The sequence below is a fragment of the Alphaproteobacteria bacterium genome, assembly GCA_024244705.1.
GTDB lineage: Bacteria > Pseudomonadota > Alphaproteobacteria > JAAEOK01 > JAAEOK01 > JAAEOK01.
In genome coordinates this window covers 26,199-40,678 of record JAAEOK010000075.1, presented here as the reverse complement: position 1 = coordinate 40,678, position 14,480 = coordinate 26,199, and the positions used below count along the sequence as shown (strand labels likewise).

Sequence of the window (14,480 nt, the reverse complement as noted above, 5' to 3'; positions counted from 1 at the left end):
GTGAGTGGCTCAGCTTTTGCGGAAGGAATCGATGGAAACGACATTGTCGCCGTCGTCCGCATCGATCACGGGCAGGTCGTCCTGGTGCAGCGTCGCCCCTTCGGGCGCGGTTTCTTCGCCGTCACCGATCTCGTCGGAATCGACGAGGCCGAGGCGAAGAACGAAATTGACGGAGGGGTCGGCGAAGGTCGTGATCGCCTCGAACGGGACATGGAGGCGTTCGTGAACGCCCTTGAAGCTGAGTGTCACCTCGAACGAATCGTCGAATACGTCCAAACCCCAGAACTGGTGCTGCAATATCAGCGGCATCTCTTCCGGGTATTGAACGCGAAGATAGTCGGGCATTTCGATGCCGGGGTGGCCGGTCGAGAAGGTAATGTAGAAATGGTGCTGTCCGGGCAACCCGTTCTTCGCCGCGTCGGTCAAAACGCCGCGCACGACGCCGGTCAGTGCGTCGTGAACGAGAAGGTTATAGTTGTAGTCAGCCTGCGTCATGACCCCGTTCGCATTCACCAAACAGTGGGGGGCTTCTGTTGCCCGGTGCCCCCCGAACCGCGCTTGCTTAGCTATTAAGCAGCGAGAGCCAAATCGTTGTCATTGGCATCTTTGGTTTTGGCCCGATAACGGTGGTACCATGCCGAGCGAAAGATATACCTTTACACACGCGTCGATCCTATTTCGCCCCCATAACGTGACGCCGCGCCGAGGCCGCGACGAAAACCGGTAGATGGTGGAGGCGCCGGGTACCGCCCCCGGGTCCGCATTGCTTATTGCGAACATCGTTTATCGCCATAGTCGGTTGCCCGACGCCCTATATATAGGCGCTCTCCGCATTCCGCGAAAGGGCCAAGAAATCACGCTTTGGTCACCATGCGCCCCGATGAAATCCACGACGCGCCGAAAACCCTTTCGCTCGGGGCGGGGATCGATTAGGACCTGTCGGCCATGATTTGATCATTCCGATTGGGCGTAAACCATGCCTCTCACCGGACATCCCCTGAAAGCACCCTTCGAGATCGCCGGTCTGCTGCGTCCCGAAGTGCAGGCCAAGCCCGACGAGACCGCGCTGGTTTCAGCGGAACGGCGTTGGACTTGGCGCGAACTCGACCACGCGGTGGCCAATGTCGCCGCCGGTCTGCGCGACCTCGGCCTGACCCCCGGGACGCGGGTCGCCTCGCTGATGCCCAACCGGGACGCCTTGTTGATCCATTACCTCGCCTGTCTCCGCGCCGGCCTCGTCGCGACCCCGCTCAATTACCGCTACACCGCGCCGGAGATCGATCACGCGCTCGAGGTCAGCGGCGCGGCCGTCCTGTTCGCCCATGCCGAGCGCGACCCGGACATCGCCGACAGCCGGTTGGCCGGCCAATTGTCGCACGGCTTGATCTCCTATGGCGCCGATGACGGGCGCCGCCCGGCCTTCGAGGAATTGGTCGCGCGCGAAGCCTCCGACACCACGTTTGCGGCACCGCTTGCGGAGGATCCTGCGGTCATCTTTTTCACCTCGGGCAGCACCGGCAAACCCAAGGGCGTCACCCATTCCCACAACACGCTTGGATGGATGTTCGCCGCCTGCGCCCATGGTTTCGAACTCACGGCCGGCGACGTCATGATGCCGGGTTCGTCGATATCCCACCTCGGCGGCTTCCTGTTTTCATTCGCGGCCTTGTCGGTCGGTGCCCGCGTCATCGTGGTCCGTACTTTCGACGGCGACGAAATCATCCCTTTGTTGCGGTCGGAGCGACCAACCGTGCTGTGCATGCTGCCGGCGGCGCTGTTGCGCTTTGTCGGCGAGCACCGGGCGACCCGTGAGGACTTCGCCTCGCTCCGCCTGGTGCGCTCGGGCGGTGACAAGGTGCCGGCGGAGCTCGAGAAAGAATTTACCGAGCTGACGGGTTTCCCCATCGATGAAGGCTATGGCATGACGGAAATCGGCTTGGCCACGCTTAGCCCGCCGTCCGACGACTATAGATTGGGTTCGGTCGGTCGTCCCGTCCATGGGTTTCATTTTTCCATTCGCGACGAACAGGACCGGGAAGTCGCGCACGGCGTCGAGGGGCGTTTGTGGGCCAAGACGCCGACCAGCACGGTGGGCTATTGGGACAACCCGCAGGCCACGCAAGAGGTCTACCGCGAGGGTTGGCTCGATACCGGCGACGTGATGAAGTCGGACGAGGACGGCTTCCTTTGGTTCTGCGGCCGCAAGAAGCAGATCATCGTTCACGACGGCTCGAATATTTGCCCCCAGGAGGTCGAGGAGGCCTTGCTCGAGCATCCCGCCGTGGCGGCTGTCGGCGCGATCGGAGTCTACGACCTGCTCCATGGCGAGAACGTGCGCGCCTATGTGGCGCTCGAGGACGGGGCCACCCCGCCACCGGTCAACGAATTGATCCGCTTTGCCCGCGACCGGGTCGGCTACAAGGCGCCCGAGGAGATCGAGTTCCTCGACGAAATACCGCTCAATCCGACCGGCAAGACCGACCGCCTGGCGCTCAAGCGGCTCGCCGCCGAGAAGCACGAGGTCGGCTCACCGTCCGAGCACAGCGGTCACCTGGGCGCATAGCGTTCCAGGCCGCTCGTTGTCGCGGCGGCCGGTCGCCGACCGCTAGGGAGCGACGATCTTCTTGGCGGTGAGGCCGAACACGGTTTCTTCCCGTTCGATCGCCGGATCGTAAGGGTCCTCTTCCAGGCCGACGAAGGAGAGGCCGACCCGCCCTTCCAGAACCATGATCTCGGCATCGTAGGTCGCGGTGAAATCGAGACGGGCGATCTGCTGGGGCCGGCCAACGGGGAAGGTAAAGTTGAGGAACGTGCCCGATAGTTTCGGCGTTTCCCCTTCCTTCGATAGGCACCGCCACCGGCCCAGATTGTCGCTGAACGGCGAATAGCCGGGTTCTCCCGCCTCACCGGAATCGATGCGGATGACGTGGCCCCCGTTGGTCAGCGCGAGAAGCGCGCGGCTCGCCACTTCCTGCTCGTCGCCGTCGGTCCGGTAATGCGTCGCCAGATAGGTGCCGACCGCGGCGGCGCAGTGATGGACCGGCAATTCCGGATCCTCGGCGCGCGCACCATTCGAGACGCCGAGGAGCACCACGGCGGCGAAGACGGGGAATAGAGGAGAATATTTTCGCATGATCGAGTATCCCTGAGTTTACGGCATCGCAACGGTCGTTGTGGCAACCATAACAGAAAGCGCTCCCCTGGCGACGGCCGAAACGCCAGCCTTTTCCCCGCTATCCCCGTGACTCACAGCGCTCAACTGTGGCCGACTTCCGTCGCTTGGCGTATGGTAGCCGCATGGAGCCCATGGATCCCAATTCCGCGACCGAAGACGACGACATCGAAACCGCCGCTTCGACCGATGAACGCCAATCGGCCGAACGGGTCCGGCTGCTGACCCGCGACCAATTGGCCGAAATCGACGAGGCGCGCGCCGCCACCACGACGACGCGGCGGGTCACCGTCACCGATCTCGAGGACATTCTCTACCAGCCGATCCCGGTCCTCGATCGCGGCTTCGTGCGGGTCATCGACTATATGGGCGACGACGGCGCGGTGGTGCAAGCGGCCCGAGTGTCCTACGGCAAGGGCACGCGCAAGGTGCGCGAGGACGAGGGTTTGATCCGCTATCTGCTGCGCCACCGCCACACGACGCCGTTCGAGATGTGCGAGATCAAGTACCACGTCAAGCTGCCGATCTTCGTCGCCCGCCAATGGATCCGCCACCGCACCGCCAACGTCAACGAGTACTCCGCCCGCTATTCGATCCTCGACAACGAGTTCTATGTGCCGGCGCCCGAGGACCTGGCGGCGCAATCGACCGCCAACCGTCAGGGCCGCGGCGACGTACTCGAAGGCGAGGAGGCGGCGGCCGCGCTCGATATCCTCAAGGCCGACGCCGCCCGCGCCTACGACCATTACGAGGAATTGCTGAACGAGCGCGAGGACGGCACCGTCATCGACTCCGACCGACAGGGCTTGGCCCGTGAGCTGGCGCGGATGAACCTGTCGCTCAACTTCTATACCCAGTGGTACTGGAAGGTCGATCTCCACAACCTCATGCACTTCTTGTCGCTGCGCGCCGATCCCCATGCCCAGTACGAAATCCGCGCCTATGCCGAAGCCATGCTGGAGACCATGAAACGCTGGGTGCCGCTGACCGGCCAGGCCTTTCTCGATTACCGCATGGGCGGCGCTCACTTGTCGGCGGCGGGTCTCGAAGTGGTCAAGCGGCTGCTCGCCGGCGAACAGGTCGATCGCGGATCGACCGGGCTCAGCGCCCGTGAATGGCGCGAGCTGATGGAAACCCTGGGTCGCGACGCCTAAGCGACCGCTTCGAATGGCCGGGCTTGTTTCTGGTCACGGGTCGGATAATATCGCCATCCCCTTATCCGCAACTTACGAGGTTAACGGCCATGTGGAAACATGCCATCGGCGTCGCCGCCGCATTTGCCTTCTTCCTGGCAGCGCCCGGACCCAGCGATGCCCAGCAGAAATACTACGGCTTCTTGCCGCCGCTTACGAAACAGGACATCGCCCTGATCCGCGAAAAGACCGACGATTTCGAGCGCAGCGCCGCCGGCGCATCGGAGTCGTGGAGCAATCCCGACAGCGGCAATTCCGGGGTCGTGACCTTGATGCAGAAATTCGTCCGCCAGGGCTATCCCTGTCAGCAGATCTCGTACGTCTTGAACATGAACGGCGAATCCAGTCCCCGGCAATATACCGTCGTCTGGTGCAAGACCGAAGACGGAGAGTGGAAGATACTTTAGCCGCGGTGCGCCAATAAAGTATGCCCGAGACATGGCTAGGTAGTTTTCACGGCAGTCCGGCCATTCTCAGATCGTCGATGAGCGCGCTTTTGGTCGCCGCGCCCTTGATCGGAATCGTTCTCCGCTAGAGCGGTCGAGTGGGCTCCGAACTGGGTATACGCGGCTTCGCGGTGGCGGATTCACATGGTCTCGGCGACGAACGTGCAATGTCGATACGGGTGGACATCATGCGCGATATGCTGTCACCTTGAACCGGCACCGAGTCGAAGGCGGGGGTCCGGCGTGCTGAATCCGACATCGATCATATCGGCCCAATTGGGCGACTATCTGGGCGACCTCTACCTCCAGTATTTTGCCAGCCGGCGTCCGGAATACGCCTCCTATATGAGCGGGGCGGCGCGGCTGGTGTTGGAACGGATCGGCAATTCCGATGCCCTCTACCACAATGTCGAGCACACCATGATGGTGACGATGGTCGGTCAGCAGATCATCCGCGGCCGGCTGTTGGCGCAGGCGCTGACCCCGGAAGACTGGCTTCATTACACCTGCGCCCTGCTGGTCCACGATATCGGCTATACCCGCGGCGCCTGCAATGGCGATGGCGTCGGCAAAGTCGTCATCGACGAGGACGGCAATACGACAACGCCGCCGCGGGGCGCCTCCGACGCCTTCTTGGCGCCCTACCACATCGAGCGCGGCAAGATCTATGCCCGCGAAAGGTTCGGCCCGTCCTCCTATATCGACGAGGAGCGGATCATCAACTCGATCGAATTGACCCGCTTCCCGGTACCCGAGGGCGGTGATTACGCGAACACCGAATCGGAGGCGGCGCTGGTGCGCGCCGCCGACTTGATCGGGCAGATGGCCGATCCCTTCTATCACCGCAAGATCAATGCGCTGTACTACGAGTTCGCCGAGACCGGCATGACCGAGGTGCTCGGCTACGACAGCCCGGCGGACCTGGTCGAGAGGTACCCGGAATTCTTCTGGGGTAACGTCGAGCCGTATATCCAGCCCGCGATTCGCTATCTCGAGATGACCACCGAGGGCAAACAGTGGGTCGCCAACCTCTACAACAACGTCTTTCAGGTCGGGCGGCGAAATCTCTTTATCGGGCCGTTCGCCGGGGCGTAGTCCGGCCTATCTCAGGCAATATCCAGGGTGACGCCGGATTCGGCCAATCGGCGAACGAAGGCCGGCGACGGATCCTGGTCGGTGATCAGAGTGTCGACGGCGTCGAAGGCGCAGACCTTGACGAAGCCGGTAGCGCCGAACTTGGAGTGGTCGGAAACGACGATGGCCGACTCCGCCTGACCGATGACCGTGCGGGAGTATTCGGCCTCGGCAAGGTGGGCATCCATCAGCCCATTGTCCTTGTCGATGGCGCCGATCGAAAGGATGGCGTAGCGGACCTGAAACTGCCGGATGAATTCGACCGCCGCCGCTCCCAGGGCCGCCCCATCATCGCCGCGCAGTTCGCCGCCGGCCATGTAGACTCGGTTGCCGTTCCTCTTGGCCAAGGCACAGGCGATCTCGACGGAATTGGTCACCACGGTCAGGTTCGAATGCTCGTGCAGGGCCTTTGCCACGTAGCAGGTTGTGCTGCCGGTATCCATCATCAGCGATTCGCCGTCGCCGATGAGTTGGGCGCAACGCGCGGCGATCCGCATCTTGGCCTCCATGTTGGCGCGCATGCGGCGCTCGAACGGCGGCTCGCGCAGCCGCTCCGGCACCATGATCGCGCCGTGGACTTTGACCACGAATCCCTGCGACGCCAGGGCCCGGACATCGCGGCGAATGGTTTCCTGCGACACCGTCATTTGCGCGGCGAGGTCGCCGATGCCGCATTGCCCGCGGGCCATGACCGAATTCAGGATCTGTGATTGGCGTTCGGTGGGATGCATCCGGTGTCCGTAATCGGCGCTTCTCGTAACCGGGCCGGATTGGCCACGCCTCGGACGCCGCAAATGGAAGGATATGACACATGATCGATCACATCAATCCCCCGATACCACAAAAACGGTCAAGAATTGTGGTATCTTTGTGGAAGTGATTGTGTAATTCGTTGACGGCGCCGCTCCGGTTTGGGATCATGATTTTATCACGCATCCACCAAAGCGGTTCGACCAGCGACCGCCGGATTTTGTTCAGGGAGGTATTCATGAGAAAAGTTGTGCGCGCCGTTGCGACGCTCGCCGCGAGTGCGGCTTTGTCTGCTGCGGTCATGTCGACCGCGGTCGCCGACGTGGAATCCAAGGATCCGATCAAGCTTACGATTCACGATTGGACCGGCCAGTACATCACCACCCATATCATGGGCGAGGTGCTGCAACGTGCCGGGTACAACGTCGAATATGTCCAGGCGGACTACATCGCCCAGTTCGCCGGCCTCGAATCCGGCGATCTCGATATTGCGATGGAAATGTGGGAGACGACCGGCAAGCAGGCGATGGAAGAAAGCCTGGCGACGGGCAAGACGGTCGATCTCGGCGAGACGGGCATGCTGGCGATCGAGGAATGGTGGTACCCGCTCTACATGAAGGAGAAGTGCCCCGGCCTGCCCGATTGGAAGGCGCTCAATGACTGCGCCGAAGCCTTTTCAACGCCGGAGACCGCACCCAAGGGACGCTACCTTGGCGGTCCAGTGACCTGGGCCGGGTTCGATGACGAGCGCGTCGAGGCGTTGGCCCTCGACTACGAAGTCGTCCACGCCGGTACCGACGCCGCGCTGTTCGCGGAACTGGAGTCGGCGATGCAACGCAAGGCGCCGATCCTGCTGTGGATCTATACGCCGCACTGGGCGCCGATCAAATACGAGGGCGAATGGGTCGATTTCCCGCCCTATGCCGACGCCTGCTATGATGACCCGAGTTGGGGCATGAACCCCGATATGGCCTATGATTGCGGCAAACCGCGAGGCTGGATCAAGAAGGTCGGCTGGAAAGACGGCGAGAAGAAATGGCCGGGCGCCTACAAAGCGGTCAGAAACTTCTCCGTCAACAACGAAGAGATCGGTCTGATGATCGGCGAGGTCGATCTCGACGGGCGCTCCGTCGACGAGGTTGTTGCCGAATGGATCGACAACAACGAGCCGCGCTGGAGCAAGTGGATCGAATAGCGAGCGAACGAACGGTAATGGCGGCGCCGGGCGTTTGACGCCCGGCGCCATCGTTCATCGACCACCACCTTCACACGGCCTCAGCGGTTCTTTAGTCTTACGTGGCACACGCGATTTCCCTCGACTCGAGATCGGGAGTTGGCATGCCGGGCCCCGACCAGCGCCCTTCCGGTGCGTCTTGCACCCCAGAGGCGGCCGACCGTCCGGTTCATCTCGCCATCCGTGAGCTGTGGAAAATTTTCGGCGAAAATGCGCGCGGCTACCTAGCGGCGCGAGAACGCCCGCCGACCGTCGAAGAATTGCGCGATGCGGGCCTGGTCGGCGCCGTGCGCGACGCCAACCTCGAAATCCGCGAGGGCGAGATCTTCATCATTATGGGATTGTCGGGCTCGGGGAAATCGACGGTGGTGCGCTGCATGACCCGGCTCATCGAGCCGACCAGCGGCGAAATCCTGTTCGAGGGGCAGGACCTGCTCAAGGCATCGGAGCGCGAGCTTATCGAAATTCGGCGCCACAAGATGGGGATGGTCTATCAGCACTTTGCCCTGCTGCCGCACCTGACGGTCTTGGGCAATGTCGCCTTCCCCCTCGAGGTTCAGGGCATCGACCGCCGAACCCGGGAGCTTCGTGCGCGCGAGATCATTCAGCTGGTCGGGCTCGAAGGACGCGAGGCCTACTATCCGCGCGAACTATCGGGCGGCCAGCAGCAGCGAGTCGGCATCGCGCGGAGCCTGGCGGTCGAACCCGATATCTGGTTCCTCGATGAACCCTTCTCGGCCCTCGACCCGCTGATCCGCCGTGAGATGCAGGATGAGTTCCTGCGCCTCCAGAGCGTCCTCCGCAAGACCATCGTCTTCATTACCCATGATTTCGACGAGGCCATCCGCTTGGCCGACCGTATCGCGATCATGTACGAGGGCGCGGTCATCCAGATCGGGACGCCGGAGGCGCTGGTTCTCAATCCGGCGACCGATTACGTTGCCGAATTCACCCGCGGCATCCCGCGCGCCAAGGTGCTGTCCGCCCGCGCGATCATGGCGCCCGCCACCGCCTCGCAATTCGCCGGCCGGGTCGCGGCCGACACCAAGATCGAGACCCTGGCCGCCCGCATCGTCGATGCCGACGGACCGTTCGCGGTGATTGACGGAGCCGACAAGGTGGTCGGCCAGATCACGGGAGAGGCAGTCCTGGCGGTGCTTGTCGGCAGCGGCGGCGAGGCATGACCGCCGCCGCGGTGGCAGCCGGCGGGCGGACGCGGCGCTTCGATCCGCGCCTGTTGACGTGGCTGGTCGCGCTCGCCGCTACTGTCGCCCTCTACCTCGTCCGCGATCTGATCCCGTGGGCCTTCGACTATCCGAAGTCCGTGGAATGGCCGCTTCGATTCTGGATCAGCGATTTCATGAAGTGGCTGCTGAACGATGCCAGCTTTGGCATCTTCACGTTCAAGGAATTCACCCGCTCGATCGCCTGGGTCATCGAGCAGCCCTATTGGGTGGCCAAGAGTTTGCTCGCGCAGGGGTTCCGAATCGGCGTCGGCAGCGACGCGGTGGAGGTGTTTCCGCGTCTGTCCTGGCTCGCGCTGATCGCCGTCGTCGCATTGATGGGGCTTTACGCGCGCGACTGGAAGCTGTCGCTGATGGTCGGCTTGTGCTTCCTCTATCTCGCGGTGTTCGGGCAATGGGACAGCGCCATGGTCACCCTCAGCTCGATCGTCATCGCGGTGCCGTTCGGTGTCGCCGGCGGCCTCGGCCTGGGCATCTTGGGATTTCGCTCGCGCCGCTTCGAAGCGGCCATAACCCCGGTTCTCGACCTGATGCAGACGGTCCCGGTCTTCGCCTATCTGGTGCCGGTGCTGATTCTGTTCGGCTTCGGCCCGGTCGCGGCAATGATCGCGACCATAATCTATGCCACCCCGCCGATGGTGCGGGTCACCATGCTGGGTTTGCGCCAGGTCGCCCCAGAGGTCGTCGAGGCCGGTCGCATGGCCGGTTGCACACGCCGGCAATTGCTATGGAAGGTACAAATCCCGTCGGCCAAGAGATCGCTCATGATCGGTGTCAACCAGGTCGTGATGCTGTCCCTGAACATGGTCATCATCGCATCGATGATCGGCGCCGGCGGCCTCGGGTTCGACGTCCTGACGGCGCTCAAGCGGCTCAAGATCGGCGAGGGGATCGAGGCCGGTGTCGCGATTACCTTGCTCGCCATCGCGCTCGACCGCCTCAGCCAAGCGTTTGCCAACCGGCCCCAGCCGCAGCGCGACGATCGACGTGCCGGCCTCTTGGGGCGACACCCGTATCTCATAACGGCGTTGGCCGTCATGGCCGTGACTTGGCTGCTGGGCCTGATCACGGCGGCGACGGCGACCTATCCAGAGGCGTGGCAAATCACCACGGGAACGTTTTGGGGCGACGTCGTCAAATGGATCAACGTCAACTTCTTCGAGCAACTCGATGCGGTGAAGAGCTTCCTGTTGCTGAACGTGATGATCCCGTTCAAGCGCTTTCTCCTGACGTTGCCCTGGGTGGCGGTTGTCGGCTTGGTGGCGCTCGCCGGACTCCAGCTCGGCGGCTGGCGGCTGGCGCTTTTGACCGGCGCGCTCGCGCTTTTCATCGCGGTCGTCGGTCAGTGGGAAAAGGCGATGATCAGCGTCTACCTGTGCGGCATCGCCGTCGTGATCGCCAGCCTGATCGGAATTCCCATCGGCATCATGGCGGCGCGCAACGAGCGGCTCCACCGTATCGTCCAGGTCATGGTCGATACCCTTCAAACGCTGCCTTCGTTCGTCTATTTGATGCCCGCGGTGATGCTGTTCCGGGTCGGCGATTTTTCGGCGATGCTGGCGGTCACCGCCTATGCCTTGGCACCGGCGATCCGCTATACCGACCACGGCATTCGCAAGGTACCCACGCATCTCATCGAGGCCGCGAAGACCTCCGGTTGCACGCGCCGACAGATCCTGTGGAAAGTGCAAATGCCGCTGGCCCTGCCGGAGATCATGCTGGGCGTCAACCAGACCATCATGATGGGCCTCAGCATGTTGGTGATCACCGCGTTGGTCGGGACCCGCGATCTCGGGCAAGAAGTCTATATCGCGTTGACCAAGGCCGATACCGGCCGCGGTATCGTCGCCGGCCTGTGCGTCGCCTTCATTGCCATTATCGCCGATCGATTGATCGGCGCCTGGGCCAACCGCCGCAAGGCGGAATTGGGAATGGAGTAGGTGAGGCGGCGATGAACGACGACGCGCGCGGGCGAGCCGCAAAGCTATCGATCTGGAGCGGTACGGTCGAGCCGGAGCCTTTGACCGGGGGCATTACCAACACCAACTTCACCGTCGTTGACCGCGGCGAGAAATTCGTCGTCCGGATCGGTGACGATATTCCCGTCCATGGTGTCCTCAGGGTTAACGAACTGGCCGCCAGCCGGGCGGCCTTCGCCGCCGGCGTTTCGCCCGAGGTCGTTTACGCCGAACCCGGAGTCCTGGTATTGCGGTTCATCGATGGCAAGACCTATGCGGCCGAGGATGTCCGCCGGGACGGAGCGCTCGAACGGATCGTCCCCCTGGTCAAGCGGGTTCACACCGAGATCCCCAACCATTTCGCCGGCGCAACGCCCGCCTTTTGGGTCTTCCAGGTGTTGCGCGACTATCGCCGCAGCCTACGTGCGGGTAATAGCCGGATGATCGGCGATTTGCCGCGCCTCGAAAGCATCGCCGACGAATTGGAGGACGCGGTCGGTCCGGTCCGCATCGTCTTCGGGCACAACGACCTGCTGCCCGCCAACTTCATCGATAGCGGCGATCGCCTGTGGCTCGTCGATTGGGATTATGCGGGCTTCAATTCACCGCTCTTCGACCTCGCGAATCTGGCCTCCAACAACGAACTCAACGAAGCCCGCGAGCGATGGTTGCTTGAAACCTATTTCGAGAGCGCTGTCGACGACCGGCTGTGGCACCGTTATTCGGCGATGAAATGCGCCTCCCTACTGCGCGAGGGCATGTGGAGCATGATTTCCGAGATTCATTCGACGCTCGAATTCGACTATGTCGCCTATACGGCCGAAAACATGGCCCGGTTCGAGCGCGCCTACACCGATTTCCGGGCACTCTGAGCGCGCCATGGCGGCTTTCCCGACCCAGGCTCAAACCGTCGTCATCGGCGGCGGCATCATCGGCTGCAGTGTCGCCTACCACCTGGCCGAGTTCGGGCACCGCGATGTCGTGCTGTTGGAGCGCGCCAAGCTGACCAGCGGCTCGACCCATCACGCCGCGGGCCTGGTCGGGCAGTTGCGCAGCAGTGCGAACGTCACCCAATTGCTCAAATACAGCGTCGAACTTTACGACAGCCTGGAAGACAAGACCGGGTTGGCGACCGGCTGGAAGATGAATGGCGGCCTTCGGCTCGCCTGCAACGCCGAGCGCATGGTCGAGATCCGGCGCCAGGCGACTACGGCCCACAGTTTCGGCCTGGAGATGGAATTGTTGACACCGTCCGAGGCGCAGAATTTGTGGCCGCCCATGGATATCTCCGATCTTGTCGGCGCCGCCTTCTTGCCGACCGATGGTCAGGCCAACCCGTCCGACATTACCCAGGCGCTGGCCAAGGGCGCGCGCGATGGCGGCGTCCGCATCATAGAAGACTGCCCGGTTACCGCGATCGCGGTGCAAAACGGGCGTGTCTCCGGCGTCGAGACCGAACGCGGCGCCGTCGCCTGCGAAATCGTCGTCAATTGTGCCGGCCAATGGGCGCGCGAAATCGGTGAATTGGCCGGGGTCACGGTTCCGGTCACCTCGGTCCAGCATCAATATCTGATCACCGAACCAATCGGTGGCGTGGCGCGCGATCTGCCGACCTTGCGCGATCCCGACAGATTGATCTATTTCAAGGAAGAGGTCGGCGGGCTGGTCATGGGGGGCTATGAGCCCAACCCCATTCCGTGGGCCATCGACGGGATCCCGGCCGGCTTCCATTTCAGCCTGTTGGAATCCGACTGGGATCATTTCGAGCCGATGATGGAGCAGGCGCTGGCGCGGGTGCCGGCGCTCGCGACAGCGGGGGTCAAGGACCTCATCAACGGTCCCGAGGCGTTTACCCCCGACGGCAATTTCATTCTCGGCGAGGCCGCCGAGGTGAGCAACTTTTTCGTTGGCTGCGGGTTCAATGCGTTCGGCATCGCCTCCGGCGGCGGCGCCGGACGCGCTCTGGCCGAGTGGATCGCGGGCGGCGAAGCGCCATTCGACCTGTGGCCGGTCGATATCCGGCGCTTCGGTTCCCACCACGGCGACCCGAACTGGGTCCGCGAGCGGACGCTTGAGCTCTACGGCAAGCACTACGCGATGGCGTGGCCGTTCGAGGAGCATGAGAGCGCCCGTCCGGTACGCACCTCGGCGCTCTACCGGCGGCTCAAGGATCAGGGCGCCTGTTTCGGCGAGAAGATGGCGTGGGAGCGTCCCAACTGGTTCGCGCCCGAAGGTGTCGAGCCCACGGACAGCTATTCGTTCGGCCGCCAAAACTGGTTCGAGCATGTCGGCGCCGAGCATCGTGCCGTGCGGGAGGCGGCCGGTCTTTTCGATCAGAGCTCGTTCGCCAAGTTCGTCGTCAGCGGACCGGACGCGGAGACGGCGCTCAACTGGATATGCGCGGGCAATGTCGCCAAGCCGCCGGGTTCATTGACCTATACGCAAATGTTAAACAGCCGCGGTGGGATCGAATGCGACCTCACTGTCTCGCGGTTCGCCGAGGACCTGTTCTATATCGTGACCGGAACCGGGTTTCGCACCCATGACCTGGCGTGGATACGCCGTCACATCGATAGCGGTCTTGTCGCCACGGTTGAGGACGTCACCGAGAGCCATGGCACGCTGTCGCTGATGGGACCACGGGCGCGGGACATCCTGTCGCAGATCTCCGCCGCCGACGTGTCGAATGGCGGGTTCCCCTTTGCGCAATGCCGTGAAATCGAGATCGTCGGCGCGCCGGTTCGCGCCCTCCGCGTCACCTATGTCGGTGAACTCGGTTGGGAGCTGCATTTTCCGATCGAGCATGCGGGTGCCGTCTATGATGCGATCATGGCGGCGGGGCGGCCGCTCGGCCTCGTCAATGCGGGCTATCGCGCCATCGAGACGCTGCGCCTCGAAAAAGGGTATCGCGCCTGGGGGGCGGACATCGGACCCGACTACACGCCGCTCGAAGCCGGGTTGGAATGGGCGGTCAAGCTGAAGGACAATGTCCCGTTCTTCGGCCGCGAAGCGTTGGCGGCGCAACGCGAGGGGCCGATTGTCAAGCGGCTGGCCGGGTTTACCGTCGATGATCCGGCAATCGTGCTGTTGGGGCGCGAAACGATTTACCGCAACGGCGCGCGCGCCGGATGGCTGTCGAGCGGCGGTTGGGGTTACACAATCGGGACCAACATCGGCTACGGTTATGTACGCAACGCCGATGGTGTCGACCGGGACTACCTGGAATCGGGTGACTACGAACTCGAGGTGGCGACGGAACGCGTTTCCTGCAAGCTCCACCTGGCGCCGCTTTATGATCCCGGGATGACTCGGGTCAAGGCGTGACGCGGCTGGACGCGCCCCGGCGCCG

General features: G+C 63.1%; 12 protein-coding genes and 1 other RNA gene. 9 read left to right on the top strand and 4 right to left on the bottom strand.

Annotation, left to right across the window (positions count from 1 at the left end):
* Positions 1–9 precede the first annotated feature (9 nt).
* Together GY791_13080 and ssrA are read right to left on the bottom strand one after the other, a co-directional pair.
* Complete coding sequence (locus tag GY791_13080; GenBank protein MCP4329358.1) at positions 10–495, bottom strand: hypothetical protein; 486 nt, start codon at positions 493–495, stop codon at positions 10–12.
* A 23-nt stretch (positions 496–518) separates the two neighbouring features.
* Positions 519–847: a transfer-messenger RNA gene (gene ssrA, locus GY791_13075) on the bottom strand.
* A 129-nt stretch (positions 848–976) separates the two neighbouring features.
* Here ssrA and GY791_13070 point away from each other — a divergent pair.
* On the top strand, positions 977–2,563 hold the full coding sequence (locus GY791_13070) for an acyl--CoA ligase (protein ID MCP4329357.1): 1,587 nt from the start codon (positions 977–979) through the stop codon (positions 2,561–2,563).
* Between the two features lie 42 nt (positions 2,564–2,605).
* On the opposite strand, the gene GY791_13065 is transcribed toward GY791_13070, so the two are convergent.
* Positions 2,606–3,133 (bottom strand): hypothetical protein, encoded by a 528-nt coding sequence (locus GY791_13065; GenBank protein ID MCP4329356.1) that lies wholly within the window; start codon positions 3,131–3,133, stop codon positions 2,606–2,608.
* Positions 3,134–3,306: 173 nt separating this feature from the next.
* On the opposite strand from GY791_13065, the gene GY791_13060 reads away from it, so the two are divergent.
* From GY791_13060 to GY791_13050, 3 genes are all read left to right on the top strand, one after another.
* Positions 3,307–4,326 (top strand): FAD-dependent thymidylate synthase, encoded by a 1,020-nt coding sequence (locus GY791_13060; protein ID MCP4329355.1) that lies wholly within the window; start codon positions 3,307–3,309, stop codon positions 4,324–4,326.
* A gap of 89 nt (positions 4,327–4,415) precedes the next feature.
* A complete protein-coding gene (locus tag GY791_13055) occupies positions 4,416–4,772 on the top strand; it encodes a hypothetical protein (protein MCP4329354.1) in 357 nt (118 codons plus the stop codon).
* 282 nt (positions 4,773–5,054) lie between these two features.
* Positions 5,055–5,906 (top strand): metal-dependent phosphohydrolase, encoded by an 852-nt coding sequence (locus tag GY791_13050; GenBank protein MCP4329353.1) that lies wholly within the window; start codon positions 5,055–5,057, stop codon positions 5,904–5,906.
* A gap of 11 nt (positions 5,907–5,917) precedes the next feature.
* Here GY791_13050 and GY791_13045 read toward each other — a convergent pair whose 3' ends face one another.
* Positions 5,918–6,676 carry a DeoR/GlpR transcriptional regulator gene (locus tag GY791_13045; protein MCP4329352.1) on the bottom strand — a complete coding sequence of 253 codons (759 nt, stop codon included), beginning with the start codon at positions 6,674–6,676 and terminating at the stop codon, positions 5,918–5,920.
* A 257-nt stretch (positions 6,677–6,933) separates the two neighbouring features.
* Here GY791_13045 and GY791_13040 point away from each other — a divergent pair, with 257 nt between their 5' ends.
* The 5 genes from GY791_13040 to GY791_13020 all read left to right on the top strand — a co-directional run bounded on the left by GY791_13040 (position 6,934) and on the right by GY791_13020 (position 14,455).
* Complete coding sequence (locus GY791_13040; protein ID MCP4329351.1) at positions 6,934–7,890, top strand: ABC transporter substrate-binding protein; 957 nt, start codon at positions 6,934–6,936, stop codon at positions 7,888–7,890.
* Between the two features lie 143 nt (positions 7,891–8,033).
* Complete coding sequence (locus GY791_13035) at positions 8,034–9,113, top strand: betaine/proline/choline family ABC transporter ATP-binding protein (protein ID MCP4329350.1); 1,080 nt, start codon at positions 8,034–8,036, stop codon at positions 9,111–9,113.
* Positions 9,110–11,113, top strand: a complete 2,004-nt coding sequence (locus GY791_13030; GenBank protein MCP4329349.1) for an ABC transporter permease subunit — start codon at positions 9,110–9,112, stop codon at positions 11,111–11,113. Before GY791_13035 ends, GY791_13030 begins: the two co-directional genes overlap by 4 nt.
* 11 nt (positions 11,114–11,124) lie before the next feature.
* Positions 11,125–12,003 (top strand): phosphotransferase, encoded by an 879-nt coding sequence (locus tag GY791_13025; GenBank protein ID MCP4329348.1) that lies wholly within the window; start codon positions 11,125–11,127, stop codon positions 12,001–12,003.
* A gap of 7 nt (positions 12,004–12,010) precedes the next feature.
* Positions 12,011–14,455 (top strand): FAD-dependent oxidoreductase, encoded by a 2,445-nt coding sequence (locus GY791_13020; protein MCP4329347.1) that lies wholly within the window; start codon positions 12,011–12,013, stop codon positions 14,453–14,455.
* The last annotated feature ends 25 nt before the right edge of the window (positions 14,456–14,480 follow it).

Excerpts from the sequence above, each read along its gene's own strand:
- GY791_13080 (MCP4329358.1), bottom strand. The coding sequence starts at position 495 with ATGACGCAGGCTGACTACAACTATAACCTTCTCGTTCACGACGCACTG.
- GY791_13070 (MCP4329357.1), top strand. The coding sequence starts at position 977 with ATGCCTCTCACCGGACATCCCCTGAAAGCACCCTTCGAGATCGCCGGT.
- GY791_13065 (MCP4329356.1), bottom strand. The coding sequence starts at position 3,133 with ATGCGAAAATATTCTCCTCTATTCCCCGTCTTCGCCGCCGTGGTGCTC.
- GY791_13060 (MCP4329355.1), top strand. The coding sequence starts at position 3,307 with ATGGATCCCAATTCCGCGACCGAAGACGACGACATCGAAACCGCCGCT.
- GY791_13055 (MCP4329354.1), top strand. The coding sequence starts at position 4,416 with ATGTGGAAACATGCCATCGGCGTCGCCGCCGCATTTGCCTTCTTCCTG.
- GY791_13045 (MCP4329352.1), bottom strand. The coding sequence starts at position 6,676 with ATGCATCCCACCGAACGCCAATCACAGATCCTGAATTCGGTCATGGCC.
- GY791_13040 (MCP4329351.1), top strand. The coding sequence starts at position 6,934 with ATGAGAAAAGTTGTGCGCGCCGTTGCGACGCTCGCCGCGAGTGCGGCT.
- GY791_13035 (MCP4329350.1), top strand. The coding sequence starts at position 8,034 with ATGCCGGGCCCCGACCAGCGCCCTTCCGGTGCGTCTTGCACCCCAGAG.
- GY791_13030 (MCP4329349.1), top strand. The coding sequence starts at position 9,110 with ATGACCGCCGCCGCGGTGGCAGCCGGCGGGCGGACGCGGCGCTTCGAT.
- GY791_13025 (MCP4329348.1), top strand. The coding sequence starts at position 11,125 with ATGAACGACGACGCGCGCGGGCGAGCCGCAAAGCTATCGATCTGGAGC.
- GY791_13020 (MCP4329347.1), top strand. The coding sequence starts at position 12,011 with ATGGCGGCTTTCCCGACCCAGGCTCAAACCGTCGTCATCGGCGGCGGC.